Origin of the sequence: Litchfieldia sinesaloumensis, assembly GCF_900156865.1 — a bacterium.
Taxonomy (GTDB): domain Bacteria; phylum Bacillota; class Bacilli; order Bacillales; family Bacillaceae_L; genus Ferdinandcohnia; species Ferdinandcohnia sinesaloumensis.
In genome coordinates this window covers 2,086,617-2,106,152 of sequence record NZ_LT732529.1, presented here as the reverse complement: position 1 = coordinate 2,106,152, position 19,536 = coordinate 2,086,617, and the positions used below count along the sequence as shown (strand labels likewise).

Genomic DNA, 19,536 nt, shown 5'->3' with positions numbered 1-19,536 from the left:
TAAAGGAGAAATACATAATGGTGAATATTGCGAAGATGATTGATCATACAGCTTTAAAAGCAGATACGACAAAAGCGCAAATTGAAAAACTTTGTGCAGAAGCTAAAGAATATGGCTTTATGTCAGTATGTGTAAATCCAACATGGGTTGAAACTGCTGCTAGCCTCCTAAAAGGATCGGAAGTAGAGGTTTGTACGGTTATTGGTTTCCCTCTCGGAGCAAATACTCCTGAAACAAAAGCATTTGAAACTAAAAATGCCATTGAAAAAGGTGCAACTGAAGTAGATATGGTCATCAATATCGGTGCACTTAAGGACAAAAATGACGAATTAGTTGAAAGAGACATTCGTTCTGTTGTTGAAGCAGCAAAAGGAAAAGCTCTAACCAAGGTGATTATCGAAACATCGTTATTAACTGATGAGGAAAAAGTAAGAGCTTGTGAACTTGCAGTTAAAGCAGGAGCAGATTTTGTTAAGACATCAACTGGTTTCTCAACTGGGGGAGCTACGGTTGAAGACATTCGATTAATGCGTAAAACAGTGGGACCAGATATTGGAGTGAAAGCTTCTGGCGGTGTACGTGATGTAAAAGGCACCCAAGATATGATTGAAGCAGGAGCAACAAGAATTGGTGCTAGTGCAGGTGTAGCAATTGTGAATGGGTTAACTGGTTCTTCGGACTATTAAAATAAAAGCTGGCCAAGGCCAGCTTTTCTTATGCAACCCTATGTACTTTTAATATAAACTTCGTTAACAAGCCAACAAAAGGTAAAAAAAGAAGTGAAGAGAGTACATTAAAAATTAAACTTACATGTGCAATTTGAACATCTGGGTGGGTGGTTAATACCATAGCTATCTGACCAAGTATGTTAATAAAAGGGAAAAATAAAATCACTCCAATAATATTGATCCAAATATGGGCATAGGCTGCCAATTTTGCTTCATGTCTACTGCCAATACTAGCAATGTATGCGGTAATGCATGTACCGATATTAGCACCAAGTAAGACAGCAATTCCCGCGTTTAAAGTTAATAGCTGTTCATTCATAAACCCCATAATGATTCCAGTTGTCGCCGTACTAGATTGAATGATAGAAGTTAAAATTGTCCCCACTCCGACGCCAAACAGGGCGCTTTCATTCGTATGTTGAAAAAAAGTATGTAGGGAAGGGAAGTGCGAGATAGGTCTAGCGAGTTGCTCAAAGCCATTCATTGCTACGAACATACAACCTAACCCGAATAAAAAGGCACCAAAACTAAATACTTGTTGATTTCGAATAAACAAACATAAGAAACCTATAATTAGAATGGGAACAATCCAATCAAAAATATCAAAGGTGATCATCTCGGCGGTAAATGTGGTTCCGATATTCGCACCTAGTATAATTCCAATCGATTGTTTAAAAGTTAAATACCCTGTAGCGATTAATCCTACAACTAGTACCATGACGGCAGAACTGCTATGGATAATTGCTGTGATTATCATTCCAGTTAACAATCCTTTTATCGGTTTATCAGTAAACCGAATCAACCAAACCTTTAATTTGTCACCCGCAAGATTATATAAGCCTGTCCGCATAACAGTCATTCCAAATAAAAAAATTGCAATAAATACAGCAAATAGTGAAATCAGTTCAATCATTCATTCTCACCTCTATCACATTGTATGGACAAGGTGGCATGAAAATGACAACTTCACATTTTTAATCTTGTTAATCATATACGGGCATTTTCTTAAGAATAACAGGAGAAAATTTGATAAAACTAGTTGTGTAATGCATGCATTTCTAATGCGCCATTGTGAATTACAGTTGACCAATAAACATGCATATATTATAATATCAAAGTACATGTTAATTTTTTAGGCGATATTTACCTATCGATACTTAAAAGAATGAAATAGAACATGTGTCTTAATTAGATGTTAGTGGTTGTTTTCGGAGGGAGGGAATTAGAATGTCAAAAACGGTCGTTCGTAAAAACGAATCGCTTGAAGATGCTCTTCGCCGCTTCAAACGTACTGTATCTAAGTCAGGTACTATACAAGAAGCTAGAAAGCGCGAATTCTATGAAAAGCCTAGCGTAAAGCGTAAGAAGAAATCTGAAGCTGCTAGAAAGCGTAAATTCTAAAAGAGGGTGTAGTTTTATGAGTCTTCTCGAGCGTTTAAATAATGATATGAAAACAGCGATGAAGAATAGGGAGAAAGATAAGCTATCTGTTATTCGAATGGTAAAAGCATCTCTTCAAAATGAGGGGATAAAGCTTAGTACCGGTGAACTATCAGAAGAAGCAGAACTAACGGTTCTTACTCGTGAACTAAAACAACGTAAAGATTCCCTCCAAGAATTTAGTAACGCTGGTCGTGAAGATCTTGTTAATAAAATTCAAAATGAAATTGAGATATTAGAGGTATACCTTCCAAAACAATTATCCGAAGAGGAAGTTGTTGAGATTGTAAAAGAAACAGTACAAGAGGTCAATGCTTCTTCAAAAGCTGACATGGGCAAAGTGATGGCTGCAATTATGCCAAAGGTAAAAGGGAAGGCTGATGGCGGTCTCGTAAGCAAACTTGTTCAACAGCAATTATCTTAAACCAAAGCACCTTACATCTTGTAAGGTGTTTTTCATTTTGAAGGGAAAAAGATAGGGTTTGAGTGTGAATATTTCCCCGAACCACAGAGGATACATATAAATGGCAAGAGTTACCATGAATAATATGAAGGTAAACGTATTAAAAATGAAACCACATCTCACCTTGAAACGTATAACATAGTACCCGAGTACGCAAATTGAAAAGAAAGGGGGAACATCATGAAAAAGATAAGAATGTTTGTGTATCTTTCCATCATTCTTTTGCCTTTAATTCTTATGCTAACGCCTAATAAAAGCTATAGTACCGCAGATCAAGTCGCTTATTTCATACCGTTAGAAGAAACGGTCGAAAAAGGGTTAAGTGCATTTATTGATCGCTCGATTAGTGATGCTGAGAAAAAAGGAGCAGATATCATTATTCTTGAAATAAATACGCCTGGAGGAGCAGTTGATGCTGCCACTCAAATTGGGAAAAGGATGCAGGATTCCACAATTCCAATAGTAGCTTATATCAATAATGATGCTATTTCAGCAGGTGCTTTTATTGCGTTAAATGCAAGTGAAATCTATATGTCTGATGATGGTAGAATGGGTTCTGCTGGAATTATTGACCAAGCAGGAAATACGGCCGATGAAAAAGCTGTTTCCTATTGGTTATCTGCGATGAAAGGCGCGGCAGAAAACAATGGTCGTAATCCAATTTACGCTTTAGCCATGGCAGACAAAGAGATTGACCTTCCTGAATTAGGAGCTGAAAAAGGAAAGTTCCTAACTCTGACAGCAAGCCAAGCGCTTGAGGTAGGATATGCTGAGGGTGTTGTAAAGGATAGAGCCGAATTATTAAAGACAATTGGCTATGAAAAAGCGGCTATTGAGCAAGCAGAGGTAAGCTTTGCTGAAAAAATAGCGCGTTTCATTACAAACCCCATTGTTATCCCAATATTATTATCAATAGGTAGCTTAGGGTTAGTTGTCGAGCTTTACTCACCGGGATTTGGTATTCCAGGTATAATGGGGATATCAGCACTGTTGCTCTTTTTCTATGGTCATTTAGTAGCGGGTCTAGCTGGAATGGAATCAATTATTCTCTTTGTTATTGGTATCGTATTAATATTATTGGAGTTTGTTTTACCGGGGGGGATCATAGGTTTGATAGGATTAGGTGCTATATTAACGAGCTTTTTCCTTGCAGGAAGCAGTGTTTGGCTTATTGGAACCTCACTGTTAATTGCATTAGTAGCTACAATTATCGTTTCGATCCTGTTAGTTAAGGTATTTGGTAAAAAAATGCATGCCTTTAAAAAGATTATTCTATTTGATTCTACTAATACTGAGAGTGGATATGTATCAAATCACAATCGAGAGGATTTAGTAGGAAAACAAGGAATTGCCTTCACAACATTAAGACCTTCTGGTACTGTTATTATAGATGGTGAGAGACTTGATGTTGTCACACAAGGTAGCTATATTGAGAAAGATTCTAAGGTTGAAGTCATCAAAACAGAAGGTTCTCGAATTGTTGTTCGAGAAGTTACTGATATTGATAAATAAAAACAGAAATAGGAGGAAATAGAATGCCATCAGGTATGATTGCGATTTTAATATTTGTTGCACTAGGTATTATCTTATTAGCAGTGTTGTTAACGTTTGTACCAGTAGCGCTGTGGATTTCAGCACTTGCTGCAGGTGTACGCGTAAGTATCTTTACACTAATTGGAATGAGGTTACGTCGGGTTATCCCAAATCGTGTCATTATTCCATTGATTAAAGCTGTTAAAGCAGGACTAACAATCAATACAAATCAATTGGAGAGTCACTACTTAGCAGGTGGTAATGTTGACCGAGTAGTAAATTCACTTATTGCTGCACAACGTGCGAATATTGAACTAACTTTTGAAAGAGCGGCTGCTATCGATTTAGCTGGTCGTGATGTGTTAGAAGCTGTACAAATGAGTGTTAACCCTAAAGTAATTGAGACGCCCTTTATTTCGGGTGTTGCAATGGACGGTATCGAGGTAAAAGCAAAAGCTCGTATTACGGTTCGTGCAAATATTGACCGCTTAGTTGGGGGAGCTGGAGAAGAAACAATCATCGCCCGTGTTGGTGAGGGGATTGTAAGTACGATAGGTTCCCAAACAGATCATAAAAAGGTACTTGAAAATCCAGATATGATTTCTCAGACTGTTCTAGCAAAGGGATTAGATGCTGGTACTGCATTTGAAATTCTATCGATTGATATTGCTGATATTGATATCGGTAAAAACATTGGAGCTGTACTTCAAACTGACCAAGCAGAAGCAGATAAGAAAATTGCTCAAGCGAAAGCAGAAGAACGTCGTGCTATGGCTGTAGCAACAGAACAAGAAATGCGCGCGCGTGTAGAAGAAATGAAAGCGAAGGTTGTGGAAGCTGAAGCAGAGGTTCCTCTTGCGATGGCAGAAGCGTTACGTTCAGGAAATCTTGGTGTTCTTGACTATACAAATCTAAAAAATATTATGGCTGATACTGATATGAGAGAATCTATTGGTAGAAGCACAGATGATCAAGAAGAAGATAAGTAAGACTGTTACTGAAAAAACCTCGAAATTGAAAGGAGGTTTACACTGTGGAATCACCTTTACAAGGTTTAATTGAATTTTTAATGGCAAATGTTTGGCTGGTTATTATTGTACTTGGGTTTATTGCTAATACATTTAGACGATTTAGTAGTGGTGAGTCAGAGCCTACCACACCTGTACCAATGCCAAAGCAATTTAATCCTTTTGATCAAGAACCTAAACCTGATAAAGAAGAATACCAGGTGGAAACAAAGTATGATGCTAAGGATTCAGAAGAGCTATCCGATACCCAAGTTCCTAATACGTTTTATGAACGATATCAAGAACTTCAAGAAAAAGGTATCTATAGTGAGCCAATTAAAGAGGAAAAAGAACCAGCCCTTTCGGTTATTAAACAATCGGCTTCAACCGGTTCAAAGGAAGTAAAAAGTTTTTCGAAAAACAAGGTTGTCGAAGGAATTATTTGGTCAGAAATTCTTGGTCCACCTAGGGCAAAAAAGCCATACCAGATTCGTCGATAATTCTTAGCTAAAGTCAGAGTATACAAATATGTTCTATGAACCCCTTTTCACTCATAAATATGAGATGAAAGGGGGTTCTTTGTTATGCCTAAAAACCTAAGTCAACGCATGAAAAGATGGATCACAAACAAGATGGAACTTCCTGCGGACGTCATGATGGATCTTCCAAGAATAACCATGATTGGACAATTACATATTTACATAGAGAATCACCGGGGATTGTTAACCTTTACAGATAAAGAGGTACGGTTATTACTGAAACAGGGACAACTCCTGATAAAGGGGAATTCATTTGTCATAAAAACGATATTACCTGAAGAAATAATGCTCGAAGGAAAAATTGAACATGTGCAGTATATAGAGAATTAATACACATAAACCTAAAGGCGCAATTGATTAGTACAGTAGGGGGATTGAGATGAAAAATCATTGGATGCACTTTTTTAGTGGAAGTGTTAAAGCTGTCATTTCAGGAAAAGGAACAGAGCGGTTTATTAATGAATGCGTAAGACAAGGAATTGTCGTTTGGGATGTAAAGAAGCCAGGTACCCATGCCCTGAGCTTCTCTATGTATTTAAAAGATATCAAAAAAATTCGACCTATTATCCGTAAAAACGATTGTAAACTTCGCTTTATTGGTAAAAAGGGTATGCCTTTTCTCATTCAAAAGGCACTAATTAATACTGGTTTTTTGATTGGTGCGATATCGTTCTTTATCATCGTCACCTTATTATCAAATATGGTATGGGGCATTGAAGTAAAGGGTGCTAAACCAGAAACTGAGCATTTAATCGTAAAAGAACTTGAAAAGCTTGGAGTGGAAAAAGGGAAGTTCCAATTCTTTATTGATGACAACGCTACACTTCAGAAAAAATTAGAGGATGCGATTAACGATATTACTTGGATAGGTGTGGAGTTAAATGGGACGACCTATCATTTGGAGGTTGTTGAGAAGAATCAACCTGAACCGCCTGAGCAATATAGTCCAAGGAACCTCGTAGCAAACAAAACAGCTATTATAAAAAAATTAGTTGTCGAAGAAGGCAGACCGGTTAAGGCTGTGAATGATCTAGTGAAAAAGGGAGACCTCTTAGTTTCAGGTAAAATTGGAAAAGAGGGAGAAGAAAAATACGTCCCAGCACGCGGAAAAATTTTTGGTGAAACCTGGTACAAGGTTGAAGTGAATCAAGAAATTACCACGAAACTTGATGTCTTAACAGGGGAGAATAATATAAAACATTATATTTCCCTAGGGAATTTACGGATTCCAATTTGGGGATTCAGTAAAAATGAGTTTAAGGAATATCAAACAGAATCTAATGAAAGACATATTAAATTTTTTAACTGGGAACTACCGATTGCTTATGAGAAGGTAACATTAAGGGAAAGCGAAGAAATCACTAGAAAGTATACCACAACTGATGCTATCGAAGCTGCAAAGAGAAATGGTAGGAACAAATTAGAACAAGATTTGGAAAGTGATGCTGAAATAATTGAGGAAAAAGTTTTGCGTCAATCCATTAACAATGGTAAAGTAAAATTGGAAATAAAATATAATGTTATTGAAAATATTGTCACAACGATACCATTAGTTCAAGGAGACTAAAGGATGTCCGAAGATTTAGTAATGAGTAAACATCAACTAGAAAACCCAAATGAAGCACTTGTTTTATTTGGAAATAATGATCTCCATCTTAAACGGATGGAAGAAGAATTAAATGTTACAATCATCACAAGAGGCGAAGCTCTTCATGTATCAGGGGACTCAACAAATGTACAACTAGTTGAGGAAATTCTTGATAAGCTACTTGGTGTGATTCGTAAGGGAATACAAGTAAATGAACGTGATGTTATTTACTGTATTCAAATGGCTAAAAGTGGAAACTTAGATTCATTTGAAGAACTATATGATGAAGAAATTACAAAGACAGCAAAAGGAAAATCGATTCGTGTAAAAACACATGGACAACGTCAATATGTCGCTGCAATCAAACAACAGGATTTAGTTTTTGGAATTGGACCTGCGGGTACCGGAAAAACATATTTAGCTGTTGTCATGGCCGTTAATGCCTTAAAAAATGGACAGGTCAAACGAATCATTCTAACTAGACCAGCTGTTGAAGCGGGAGAAAGTTTAGGTTTCTTGCCTGGAGATTTGAAAGAAAAGGTTGATCCATACTTAAGACCTTTATATGATGGCTTACACGATGTGCTTGGAGCAGAACATACAGAGCGACTAATTGAGCGTGGAACAATTGAAATTGCCCCATTAGCTTATATGAGAGGGCGTACATTAGATGATGCTTTCGTCATCCTAGACGAAGCACAAAATACAACCTTTGCGCAAATGAAGATGTTTTTAACGCGATTAGGGTTTGGTTCTAAAATGGTGATAACAGGTGACATCTCGCAAATAGACTTACCTAAAGGCGTAAAATCGGGGTTACATGAGGCGATTAATATATTAAGGGATGTCTACGGTTCTGCATTTATTTTCTTAGAACAATCTGATGTTGTTCGTCATCCACTTGTAGCTCGTATTATTGAAGCGTATGAAAAGGCTGAGGCTGGACAATCATGAGAAGACCCATGTGAAAATGGGTCTTTTTTATCATTATTGGAACTGGTAAAATAAACCTTAGATAAGGAGGTTCGAGAGATGAGGATTCAAAATAAACTACGAAATAAATGGTCCGGTATCAAAAGCTATCAATACCTACATATTTTGATTTACATCCTCCTTGCGGGAATTATGTTTTTAGTGATGTTTAGCAATGTTAAGCCTGAAGTGTTACATATAGAAGCGCTAAAGCCATCTGAACAGACAATCCGATCGCCTTTGACTATAGAGGACAAGATTGCCACAAAAGCCAAACAAGATGCAGCGGTGAAAGAAATCGAGGATGTATTTAGCCTCAAATCAGAGTATGCGGACAATCAGGTTGACCTTGTCATATCAATTTTTGATTCAATTGAGGAAACAAATAATGAGGCTATGGAACTTTTTAATTCGAAGGTTAAAGAGTGGGAAAGTCTTGCAGAAGAAGACCGTGGGGAGGAACCTCAACAACCAGCCGCGTCAGAAAAATTGCAAGTTCTGAAGAAAAAACTACCTCAGGATTTAACGGATCGAATTCCAGACGAGGTTTTTACTGCTTTGTTGTCGGCGACTCCAAATCAATTATCCCGAACAAAGGATGCAGTTATAACGGCTGTTAACAATATTATGAATACTAGAATTCCTGCTTCTGAAGTTGAGAATGCTAAAAATAAGGTAGTGGAGGAATTAGGTCATTCTAGTGTCGATGCAACACTTCGTGAACCGATGAGAGAAATGGCACGTTTTGCAGTGGTCCAAAATGTTTATTTTGATGTTGAAGCAACTGAAGAAAAACGTCAGCAAGCTATTGAATCTATAGAACCTGTTAAAATTTTGCAGGGTCAAATTATTGTAGAAGAAGGACACTTAATCACGAGGGATATTTATCGTCAACTTGAATTACTTGGGATGACGAGTACCAATAATCCAATTCAGCCATTTATCGGATTAAGTCTGATTATTATACTGATCTCAACTGGTATCATTTATCACTTCCACAATGAGATGATTCCAAAGGACCGACATCGCAATACTTATTTATTAATTTTTGCGATTATCTTTACTATTACCATTCTATTAATGAAGGGCATTAGTTTATTCCAACAAATCGATTATTCTGATATAGGATATATAGTCCCGGTTGCAATGGGTGCTATGCTAATAAAGTTATTGATAAATGAAAAGGTCGCAATTTTAGCAAGCATGATTTTTGCTGTTTGTGGAAGCCTTATTTTTAATGAAGGTGTTACTGGTACTCTAAACTTTTCAGCGGGGATTTACTTTCTATTTGCATGCTTGGCCGGTGTACTCTTTTTAAGTAAGCACAACCGAAGAGCAAAAATTCTCCAAGCAGGTCTTTTTGTAGCTTTAATCAACATATTAGTTATTTTTTCAATCATGCTATTACAAAATGGTAGTTATTCGAGCTTAGACTATGGCTCATCGATTATTATGGCCGTATTATCTGGTGTAATTGCTGCAGTTTTAACAATTGGACTATTACCATTTTTCGAGGCAGGGTTTAATATTTTATCAACAATGAAGTTGATCGAATTATCGAATCCGAATCACCCTTTATTGCGCAAAATATTAACGGAGGCTCCTGGGACCTACCATCATAGCGTTATGGTAGCGAATTTATCAGAGTCAGCATGTGAATCAATCGGTGCGAATGGTTTATTAGCTAGAGTGTCATCTTATTATCATGATATTGGAAAAACAAAGCGTCCACATTTCTTTATTGAAAATCAGATGAATATTGAAAATCCACATGATAAGATTGCACCACAGTTAAGCAAGACGATTATTACAGCACATGCTACAGATGGTGCAGAAACATTAAGGAAATTTAAGATGCCCAAAGAAATCGTAGATATTGCAGAACAGCACCATGGAACAACATTATTGAAGTACTTTTACCATAAGGCAAAGCAACAAAGTGAGAGAGAAATTCTAGAGTCTGATTTTAGATATGCAGGTCCTAAGGCTCAAACGAAGGAAGCGGCAGTGATAGGGATTGCTGATAGCGTTGAAGCTGCAGTACGCTCTCTGTCTAACCCAACTCCACAAAAAATTGAGTCACTTGTAAATAGTATTATTGCTGACCGCTTGCAGGATGGGCAATTTGATGAATGTGATATTACTCTTAAAGAGCTAGATGTTGTTGCAAAAACACTCTGTGAATCACTCAAGGGAATATTCCATTCAAGAATTGAATATCCAGCGGAGACCACAAAACAGAAGGTGAAGGAAGCTTGAGATTAGAAATCGATTTTAATGATGAAATTGGTGAAGTTAAAGACGATGAATACAAAATTGTTCAGGAATTGTTAATGCTAACTGCGGAAAAAGAAGATGTTGAGGAAGGTACAGAGGTTTCTGTTACCTTTGTTGACAACGACCGAATTCAAGAAATTAATCGTGAATATCGGGACAAAGATCAACCAACAGATGTCATCTCGTTTGCTATGGAAGAAATGGGTGAAGGCGAAATTGCTATTATTGGTGAAGATATTCCAAAAGTGCTAGGAGATATCATCATTTCCATCCCTAGGGCAAAGGAACAAGCTGACGATTATGGTCATTCCTTTGCGAGAGAATTAGGTTTCCTAGCTGTCCATGGATTTTTGCATTTACTAGGCTATGATCATATGACAAAAGAGGATGAGGAAAAAATGTTCTCAAGACAAAAGGATATTTTAGAGGAATATGGACTTGAACGATAAGAAAAAAAATGAATGGTCGCGTTTAATCAAAAGCTTTTCGTATGCTTTACAGGGCTTGCGAGAAGCATTTTTTTCAGAACGAAATTTGCAATTTCATTTTTTATTTTCGATACTCGTCGTAATCTGTGGTTTCATATTTCAAATTACAAAGGTAGAATGGATAGTAATCCTCATATTAATAGGCGGAATGTTCTCAATTGAATTGATAAACACAGCCATAGAAAAAGTAGTGGATTTAGTTACGAGTGAGTTTCATCCGTTAGCTAAAAAAGCCAAGGATATCGCAGCAGGAGCAGTTTTGATTTATGCCCTAATGTCGGTAATTGTAGGGTTACTCATATTTATCCCTTACCTAGATGAGTTAATATAGAGAAAATTCTTACAATTGTGTAACAAATGATTCAAATACCTGAATTCACAGCTATTTTTAGGTAAAATATAAATACACTTCCGTACTTAACAGAGGATTCAGAAAGGAAGAGAGAAGTGAACACTGAACAATTAATTAAAGAAGCGATTAAAGCAAGAGACTTAGCATATGTTCCCTATTCGAGCTTTAAAGTAGGAGCAGCTATATTAACTAAGGATGGAAAAGTATACCACGGGTGTAATATAGAAAATGCAGCATACAGTGTAACCAACTGTGCAGAAAGAACAGCGTTATTTAAGGCTGTTTCTGAAGGAGATAAAGAGTTTTCAGCAATTGCAGTAGTTGCAGATACAGATCGTCCAGTTCCTCCATGTGGAGCTTGTCGTCAGGTAATCTCTGAACTTTGTGGCCCAGATACAAAAATCTATTTATCAAATCTTAAAGGTGATGTTCAAGAGGTAACTGTTGAGGAGCTATTGCCAGGAGCTTTTACCCCGGAGGATTTACATGGAAAATAATGGTTATAAATCCGGATTCGTTTCAATCATTGGACGCCCTAATGTCGGAAAGTCTACTTTTCTAAATCACGTAATCGGTCAAAAGATTGCCATTATGAGTGATAAGCCACAAACGACACGAAATAAAGTGCAAGGCGTCTATACAGAAGAAAACTCCCAAATTATATTTATTGATACTCCTGGAATTCATAAACCAAAGCATAAGCTTGGAGACTTTATGATGAAGGTTGCTCAGAATACACTTAAGGAAGTCGATATCGTCTTATTTATGATTAATGCCGAAGAAGGATATGGCCGTGGCGATGAATTCATTATTGAACGTCTAAAAAACATTGAGACACCAGTTTTTCTTGTCGTTAATAAGATAGACCAAATACACCCAGATCAATTATTAGAGTTAATCGAGAAGTACAAGGGGTTATATCCCTTTAAGGAAATCGTTCCAATTTCAGCATTACAAGGAACGAATACTCCTAGGTTAGTTGAACAAATCAAAATTTATTTACCTGAAGGTCCTCAATACTACCCTGCTGATCAGGTAACCGATCATCCTGAGCGATTTATTATTACGGAGTTAATCCGTGAGAAAGTTCTTCATCTTACAAGAGAGGAAATTCCACACTCGATTGCCGTAGTCATGGACTCACTAGAACGAAGAGAAGGCAACAATACAGTTTATATTGGTGCCACTATAATTGTTGAACGAAGTTCACAAAAAGGGATTGTGATTGGAAAGCAGGGTAGCATGCTGAAAGAAGTAGGGAAACGCGCGAGAGCTGATATAGAAGCGTTACTGGGTTCTAAGGTTTACTTAGAGCTTTGGGTGAAAGTTCAAAAAGATTGGCGTAATAAAATGTCCCAGCTCCGTGACTATGGTTTTAGGGAAGATGAATATTAATTTAAAAGCGTAAGGTGCCCGGACTCTCGGTGAAAAGCACAGACAAAAGCTGACAGATGAAGCTTTTTACTTCAGAAGTAAATGGATTGTGACCCGAGCCGACATCACCTTGACCTAGATAAGAAAAAAATACGTGGATTAGCAAAATTTATGTAACATGTTTTTTAGGGTTTTCGGTCAAGATATTCTTACAAGTGAATGATATTGGAATCGTCTTTGCTAGTTTTAAAAAACAGAAAGGTGGGGTTACTATGTTAGATTTTACCTGGAAAGTGTTTAGTCAAACAGGTAATGTTGATACGTATCTTCTTTTTAAGGAATTGGAACAAGAGAAGACTGAGAGACCCGAGTCATCAAGTGAGGAGCTAGCAGAAATAGATTTTCCAATTACTTGACCATCCTAAAAAGCGTCGAAGACCTTAATTTAGTAACATGGTGATTGATTTGCCTAGTTGCCAATGGATGGTGACAAGATGCTTCAAAAATGCGAAGGTATTATCATAAGAACAAATGATTATGGTGAAACGAATAAAATCGTGACTTTGTATACCCGTGAAGCCGGGAAAATTGGGGTAATGGCAAGAGGCGCTAAAAAACCAAGTAGTCGCCTTGCTGCTATTACCCAAATCTTTACATATGGACAGTTTTTATTTCAAAAAACTTCTGGTTTGGGTGTCTTACAACAGGGTGAAGCCATTTCTACTTTTCGCTCCATTCGAGAGGATATTTTCTTGACAGCATATGCATCATATGTAATTGAATTAACCGATAAATGTACAGAAGAAAAAAAATCAAATCCTTTCTTATTTGAGATGCTGTTTCAAACATTAAATTATTTAAATGAGGGGTTTGACCCTGATATACTACTGTATATTTATAAGTTAAAAATCCTTCCCTTACTTGGCTTGTATCCTCGACTCGATGAATGTACTCTCTGTAAAAGTACGGAGGGTGAGTTTGCCTTTTCTATTAGAGAAGGAGGTCTTCTTTGCCACCGCTGCTTTGAAAAAGAGAAATATCATCTACGGGTATCACAGGCGACAATACGACTATTACGCTTGTTTTACTATTTCGATTTAAGTCGGTTGGGAAGTATTGCTGTTAAGGATGAGACGAAGAAAGAGTTGAAAATGGTTATTGATGCTTTTTATGAGGAGTACTCGGGTTTATATCTGAAGTCGAAGCGATTTTTAGATCAACTCGAGAATTTACGCCCCTAATGTGAGACAGCTCTTGACAAGGTAATGAATTTGGATTATAGTGCAATTAAAATTGTGTTCAAAGAGATGTATCTAAAACGCTTTGAACAACATAACGCACGGTGAAGGAAAGTAGTACTTATTGTCGTTCATAAAAGCGAACCTAGGGCGGTGGAAGCTAGGGTATGAACAAGTAAGGAAGGCGTTCCAGAGTGTATCAGTGAAAGAGGTGAATAACCGTCAGGGTTATTTGCAAATAGGGTGGAACCGCGGGTAAACTCTCGTCCCTATGTCTATAGTTAGGCATAGAGGGGGGAGTTTTTTTATTTTGTAAAATCGTTTTTTAAATCCAGCTTCAGCGCCTAGCNCCGATCATCCTGAGCGATTTATTATTACGGAGTTAATCCGTGAGAAAGTTCTTCATCTTACAAGAGAGGAAATTCCACACTCGATTGCCGTAGTCATGGACTCACTAGAACGAAGAGAAGGCAACAATACAGTTTATATTGGTGCCACTATAATTGTTGAACGAAGTTCACAAAAAGGGATTGTGATTGGAAAGCAGGGTAGCATGCTGAAAGAAGTAGGGAAACGCGCGAGAGCTGATATAGAAGCGTTACTGGGTTCTAAGGTTTACTTAGAGCTTTGGGTGAAAGTTCAAAAAGATTGGCGTAATAAAATGTCCCAGCTCCGTGACTATGGTTTTAGGGAAGATGAATATTAATTTAAAAGCGTAAGGTGCCCGGACTCTCGGTGAAAAGCACAGACAAAAGCTGACAGATGAAGCTTTTTACTTCAGAAGTAAATGGATTGTGACCCGAGCCGACATCACCTTGACCTAGATAAGAAAAAAATACGTGGATTAGCAAAATTTATGTAACATGTTTTTTAGGGTTTTCGGTCAAGATATTCTTACAAGTGAATGATATTGGAATCGTCTTTGCTAGTTTTAAAAAACAGAAAGGTGGGGTTACTATGTTAGATTTTACCTGGAAAGTGTTTAGTCAAACAGGTAATGTTGATACGTATCTTCTTTTTAAGGAATTGGAACAAGAGAAGACTGAGAGACCCGAGTCATCAAGTGAGGAGCTAGCAGAAATAGATTTTCCAATTACTTGACCATCCTAAAAAGCGTCGAAGACCTTAATTTAGTAACATGGTGATTGATTTGCCTAGTTGCCAATGGATGGTGACAAGATGCTTCAAAAATGCGAAGGTATTATCATAAGAACAAATGATTATGGTGAAACGAATAAAATCGTGACTTTGTATACCCGTGAAGCCGGGAAAATTGGGGTAATGGCAAGAGGCGCTAAAAAACCAAGTAGTCGCCTTGCTGCTATTACCCAAATCTTTACATATGGACAGTTTTTATTTCAAAAAACTTCTGGTTTGGGTGTCTTACAACAGGGTGAAGCCATTTCTACTTTTCGCTCCATTCGAGAGGATATTTTCTTGACAGCATATGCATCATATGTAATTGAATTAACCGATAAATGTACAGAAGAAAAAAAATCAAATCCTTTCTTATTTGAGATGCTGTTTCAAACATTAAATTATTTAAATGAGGGGTTTGACCCTGATATACTACTGTATATTTATAAGTTAAAAATCCTTCCCTTACTTGGCTTGTATCCTCGACTCGATGAATGTACTCTCTGTAAAAGTACGGAGGGTGAGTTTGCCTTTTCTATTAGAGAAGGAGGTCTTCTTTGCCACCGCTGCTTTGAAAAAGAGAAATATCATCTACGGGTATCACAGGCGACAATACGACTATTACGCTTGTTTTACTATTTCGATTTAAGTCGGTTGGGAAGTATTGCTGTTAAGGATGAGACGAAGAAAGAGTTGAAAATGGTTATTGATGCTTTTTATGAGGAGTACTCGGGTTTATATCTGAAGTCGAAGCGATTTTTAGATCAACTCGAGAATTTACGCCCCTAATGTGAGACAGCTCTTGACAAGGTAATGAATTTGGATTATAGTGCAATTAAAATTGTGTTCAAAGAGATGTATCTAAAACGCTTTGAACAACATAACGCACGGTGAAGGAAAGTAGTACTTATTGTCGTTCATAAAAGCGAACCTAGGGCGGTGGAAGCTAGGGTATGAACAAGTAAGGAAGGCGTTCCAGAGTGTATCAGTGAAAGAGGTGAATAACCGTCAGGGTTATTTGCAAATAGGGTGGAACCGCGGGTAAACTCTCGTCCCTATGTCTATAGTTAGGCATAGAGGGGGGAGTTTTTTTATTTTGTAAAATCGTTTTTTAAATCCAGCTTCAGCGCCTAGCCCCTCGAGGTCACAAGCCAATCCATCAAGAAGGTTAAAGAGCAACCTTCTTGCTGTATCGTCTTGTGCTTGTCGGACTTGCACAGGATGTGCTGACGTCTACGTTTGCCACAGGACGTGGCAGTACTCAGTAGACGTTCAACGGCTAGGCGCTATCGCTTTATAATTTTGGAGGTGCCAATAAATGAATATTCAAGAAATGATACTCACTTTACAAAAGCATTGGTCAGATCAAGGCTGTATTCTTATGCAAGCTTATGATGTTGAAAAAGGGGCAGGGACGATGAGCCCTTATACATTCCTTAGAAGCTTAGGTCCAGAGCCATGGAATGTGGCTTATGTTGAGCCATCTAGAAGACCGGTTGATGGCCGTTATGGCGAAAATCCAAACCGACTCTATCAACATCATCAATTCCAGGTTATCATGAAGCCATCACCTGATAATATTCAGGAGCTTTATCTTGATTCCTTAAAAGCATTAGGAATCAATCCACTAGAGCATGATATTCGGTTTGTTGAAGACAACTGGGAGGCTCCGACTCTTGGGGCAGCTGGGTTAGGTTGGGAAGTTTGGTTAGATGGAATGGAAGTGACACAATTTACATATTTCCAACAGGTTGGAGGCATAGAATGTAAACCTGTTTCCGTTGAAATCACATACGGAATTGAACGTTTAGCTTCATATATCCAGGATAAAGAAAATGTATTTGATCTTGAATGGACAAAAGGTTTTACCGTTCGTGATATTTTCCATCAACCAGAATATGAACATTCAAAATATACGTTTGAAACGTCTGATACGGATATGCTGTTTAACCTATTCAGCATTTATGAAAAGGAAGCACATCGTCAGATGGATGAAGGGCTTGTTCATCCGGCATATGACTATGTATTAAAATGCTCACATACTTTTAACCAGTTAGATGCAAGGGGAGCAATTTCAGTTACTGAAAGAACAGGTTATATCGGTAGAGTTCGAAATTTAGCCCGAAAAGTAGCTAAAACGTTTTATGAAGAGCGGGAAAAATTAGGCTTCCCAATGCTGAAGGCAAAAGGAGACGAAAGCAATGAGTAATCGAGATTTATTGATTGAAGTTGGTTTAGAAGAAATGCCAGCACGGTTTGTAACGAATGCTATGAATCAGCTATCCGACAAAATAACAAACTGGATGCATGAACATAATATCTCATTTGAGCAGGTTGAACATTTTTCATCACCACGAAGATTAGCAGTTCTTGTACATGATGTTGCTGAAAAACAACAAGATGTTGAGTTGGAAGCAAAAGGTCCAGCTAAAAAGATTGCTTTAGATCAGGATGGCAATTGGTCAAAAGCTGCAATGGGCTTCACTAGGGGCCAGGGCGCATCAGTAGAAGATATCTTTTTTAAAGAAATTAATGGTGTAGAATACGCTCATATTAATAAGTTTATAAAAGGAAAAGATACAAAAGAAATTTTAGGGGAGCTTGAGGAAGTTATTACACATCTATCGTTTCCTAAAAACATGCGTTGGGGTGATAAAGAACTTCGGTATGTACGTCCGATTCAATGGATAGTTGCATTATTTGGCAATGAAATTATCCCAATCTCGATTACAAATGTAGAGTCCAGTAATAAAACATGGGGACACCGTTTCTTAGGGTCTCAGGTTGAGATTTCGTCTCCAAAAGACTATGAAAAGCTTCTGATGTCTCAGTATGTTATTGCAGATTATCTCGAACGTAAAGAAGCAATTACAAACCAAATTAAAATATTAGAAGAAGATAACAATTGGAAAGTGCCAATTGATGCGGATTTACTTGAAGAAGTAACCAATCTTGTTGAATATCCGACGGCTTTTTCAGGAAAATTCGAAGAAGAGTTTCTAAATTTACCTGAAGAAGTATTGGTTACAAGTATGAGAGAGCATCAACGATACTTCCCTGTTAAAGACAATAATGGAGAACTGCTTCCTTACTTTGTTGCAATACGTAATGGTGATCACAAGCACCTTGATACTGTAGCAAGAGGTAACGAGAAAGTACTCCGTGCTCGTCTTTCAGACGCCGATTTCTTCTACAAAGAAGACCAAAAGTTAAAAATTGATAACTTGATTCAAAAGCTTGATAAAATCATCTATCATGAAGAAATTGGTTCAATTGGTGACAAAGTTAGAAGAATCCAGCAAATAACAAAACATCTTTCAGAGCTAGTGGGTGTTGATAGCCAAACGAAAGAAAAGGCAAACAGAGCAGCTCAAATCTGTAAATTTGACCTTGTCACTAACATGGTTTATGAATTTCCTGAACTTCAAGGCGTAATGGGTGAAAGATATGCACGATTAAGTGGTGAAGACACGGAAGTGGCAGTAGCTATTAATGAGCATTATATGCCTAGGCACGCTGAGGATGAAAGTCCTGCCTCAACCATCGGTGCTTTAATTAGTTTAGCCGATAAACTTGATACAATCGTTGGTTGTTTCTCCATCGGTATTATTCCAACAGGCTCTCAGGATCCATACGCATTACGTCGCATGGCATCAGGTGTTGTACAGATCTTGCTAGACAAAGGTTGGGATATTAGCCTTGAAGAAGTCTTCGAATTTGTTTTGAGGCTATTTGTAGAAGAGAACATTGCAAAGCTTGAAGGAAAAGAAATCGAAAAACAACTCGTTCAATTCTTTAAGTTACGTATTAAACATGAACTAAACACTAGAAATGTCCACTATGACATAATTGATGCTGTACTTGGTGCGAAGATTGGTAATATTGGACTGATTATTAAAAAAGCAGAAATGCTTGAAGCAAATAAGAGTCATCAAGACTTTAAGCCAACGATAGAGTCTCTAGGTAGAGTGTTAAACATCAGCAAAAAAGGTGAAGACACTGAAATTGATCCTAGCCTATTTGAATCGGATGAAGAAAAACATCTTTATGAAAAGTTTACCGAGGTCAAACCTCAGGTAATCGAAAGTCTTAAAAACCATGATGTAGCAGAGGCTTTCCGTTTATTAGCATCATTAAGAGAGCTAATCGACCGCTATTTTGACAATACAATGGTTATGGCAGAAGATCCTGCAGTAAAAAGCAATCGTTTAGCACAAATGGTGCAACTAGCAAGCCTTATCTACCTCATCGGTGATATGAATGCAATTATTGTAAAATGAAAATGTGAAAACTAGGAGCCTTATAACTCCTAGTTTTTTTCTATCTACTATACGTTAGTAGGCAATTAGGATATAATAATTCTAATTAGTATAACCCTTATTGAATGAGTACATAAAACT

The 19,536-nt window shown here is 37.5% G+C and carries 21 protein-coding genes and 1 pseudogene; 21 read left to right on the top strand and 1 reads right to left on the bottom strand.

From position 1 onward, the window contains the following. The first annotated feature begins 17 nt into the window (after positions 1-17). Complete coding sequence (deoC, locus tag CZ490_RS10535; RefSeq protein WP_077618857.1) at positions 18-686, top strand: deoxyribose-phosphate aldolase; 669 nt, start codon at positions 18-20, stop codon at positions 684-686. 28 nt (positions 687-714) lie between these two features. On the opposite strand, the gene CZ490_RS10530 is transcribed toward deoC, so the two are convergent. Continuing rightward, positions 715-1,641, bottom strand: a complete 927-nt coding sequence (locus CZ490_RS10530; protein ID WP_077618856.1) for a Na/Pi symporter — start codon at positions 1,639-1,641, stop codon at positions 715-717. A gap of 314 nt (positions 1,642-1,955) precedes the next feature. On the opposite strand from CZ490_RS10530, the gene rpsU reads away from it, so the two are divergent. The 20 genes and pseudogenes from rpsU (at position 1,956) to glyS (ending at position 19,416) form a co-directional block, all read left to right on the top strand. Next, on the top strand, positions 1,956-2,129 hold the full coding sequence (rpsU, locus tag CZ490_RS10525) for a 30S ribosomal protein S21 (RefSeq protein WP_015595024.1): 174 nt from the start codon (positions 1,956-1,958) through the stop codon (positions 2,127-2,129). Between the two features lie 16 nt (positions 2,130-2,145). Next, entirely contained in the window at positions 2,146-2,592 is a 447-nt protein-coding gene (locus CZ490_RS10520) for a GatB/YqeY domain-containing protein (RefSeq protein WP_077618855.1), read from the top strand. A 219-nt stretch (positions 2,593-2,811) separates the two neighbouring features. Further along, entirely contained in the window at positions 2,812-4,143 is a 1,332-nt protein-coding gene (locus tag CZ490_RS10515) for an NfeD family protein (protein ID WP_077618854.1), read from the top strand. 23 nt (positions 4,144-4,166) lie between these two features. After that, positions 4,167-5,153 (top strand): flotillin-like protein FloA, encoded by a 987-nt coding sequence (gene floA / locus CZ490_RS10510; protein ID WP_077618853.1) that lies wholly within the window; start codon positions 4,167-4,169, stop codon positions 5,151-5,153. Between the two features lie 44 nt (positions 5,154-5,197). After that, entirely contained in the window at positions 5,198-5,671 is a 474-nt protein-coding gene (locus CZ490_RS10505; protein WP_077618852.1) for a hypothetical protein, read from the top strand. Between the two features lie 84 nt (positions 5,672-5,755). After that, entirely contained in the window at positions 5,756-6,040 is a 285-nt protein-coding gene (gene yqfC, locus CZ490_RS10500; protein WP_077618851.1) for a sporulation protein YqfC, read from the top strand. Positions 6,041-6,089: 49 nt separating this feature from the next. Further along, positions 6,090-7,277 (top strand): sporulation protein YqfD, encoded by a 1,188-nt coding sequence (gene yqfD / locus CZ490_RS10495; protein ID WP_077618850.1) that lies wholly within the window; start codon positions 6,090-6,092, stop codon positions 7,275-7,277. 3 nt (positions 7,278-7,280) lie between these two features. Continuing rightward, complete coding sequence (locus tag CZ490_RS10490) at positions 7,281-8,252, top strand: PhoH family protein (RefSeq protein ID WP_077618849.1); 972 nt, start codon at positions 7,281-7,283, stop codon at positions 8,250-8,252. A 78-nt stretch (positions 8,253-8,330) separates the two neighbouring features. Further along, entirely contained in the window at positions 8,331-10,529 is a 2,199-nt protein-coding gene (locus tag CZ490_RS10485; RefSeq protein ID WP_077618848.1) for an HD family phosphohydrolase, read from the top strand. After that, on the top strand, positions 10,526-10,996 hold the full coding sequence (gene ybeY, locus CZ490_RS10480; RefSeq protein WP_077618847.1) for an rRNA maturation RNase YbeY: 471 nt from the start codon (positions 10,526-10,528) through the stop codon (positions 10,994-10,996). The genes CZ490_RS10485 and ybeY overlap by 4 nt, the downstream gene beginning before the upstream one ends. Next, entirely contained in the window at positions 10,980-11,366 is a 387-nt protein-coding gene (locus tag CZ490_RS10475; protein WP_077618846.1) for a diacylglycerol kinase family protein, read from the top strand. Before ybeY ends, CZ490_RS10475 begins: the two co-directional genes overlap by 17 nt. A 68-nt stretch (positions 11,367-11,434) precedes the next feature. Next, on the top strand, positions 11,435-11,884 hold the full coding sequence (locus CZ490_RS10470) for a cytidine deaminase (RefSeq protein WP_159440010.1): 450 nt from the start codon (positions 11,435-11,437) through the stop codon (positions 11,882-11,884). Continuing rightward, positions 11,874-12,782, top strand: a complete 909-nt coding sequence (gene era / locus CZ490_RS10465) for a GTPase Era (RefSeq protein ID WP_077618844.1) — start codon at positions 11,874-11,876, stop codon at positions 12,780-12,782. The genes CZ490_RS10470 and era (CZ490_RS10465) overlap by 11 nt, the downstream gene beginning before the upstream one ends. Positions 12,783-13,033: 251 nt before the next feature. Further along, entirely contained in the window at positions 13,034-13,177 is a 144-nt protein-coding gene (locus tag CZ490_RS10460; RefSeq protein WP_077618843.1) for a YqzL family protein, read from the top strand. A gap of 78 nt (positions 13,178-13,255) precedes the next feature. Then, positions 13,256-14,002 (top strand): DNA repair protein RecO, encoded by a 747-nt coding sequence (gene recO / locus CZ490_RS10455; protein ID WP_077618842.1) that lies wholly within the window; start codon positions 13,256-13,258, stop codon positions 14,000-14,002. A gap of 349 nt (positions 14,003-14,351) precedes the next feature. Continuing rightward, positions 14,352-14,705: pseudogene (gene era, locus CZ490_RS10450) on the top strand (GTPase Era); the annotation flags it as partial. 251 nt (positions 14,706-14,956) lie between these two features. Continuing rightward, positions 14,957-15,100, top strand: coding sequence for a YqzL family protein (locus tag CZ490_RS10445; RefSeq protein ID WP_077618843.1), 144 nt, complete (start codon positions 14,957-14,959; stop codon positions 15,098-15,100). 78 nt (positions 15,101-15,178) lie between these two features. Then, entirely contained in the window at positions 15,179-15,925 is a 747-nt protein-coding gene (gene recO / locus CZ490_RS10440; protein ID WP_077618842.1) for a DNA repair protein RecO, read from the top strand. Positions 15,926-16,454: 529 nt separating this feature from the next. Beyond that, the gene (gene glyQ, locus CZ490_RS10435; protein ID WP_077618841.1) at positions 16,455-17,345 is read left to right on the top strand and encodes a glycine--tRNA ligase subunit alpha; all 891 of its coding nucleotides are present in this window, start codon (positions 16,455-16,457) and stop codon (positions 17,343-17,345) included. Further along, positions 17,338-19,416, top strand: coding sequence for a glycine--tRNA ligase subunit beta (gene glyS / locus CZ490_RS10430; RefSeq protein WP_077618840.1), 2,079 nt, complete (start codon positions 17,338-17,340; stop codon positions 19,414-19,416). The genes glyQ and glyS overlap by 8 nt, the downstream gene beginning before the upstream one ends. The last annotated feature ends 120 nt before the right edge of the window (positions 19,417-19,536 follow it).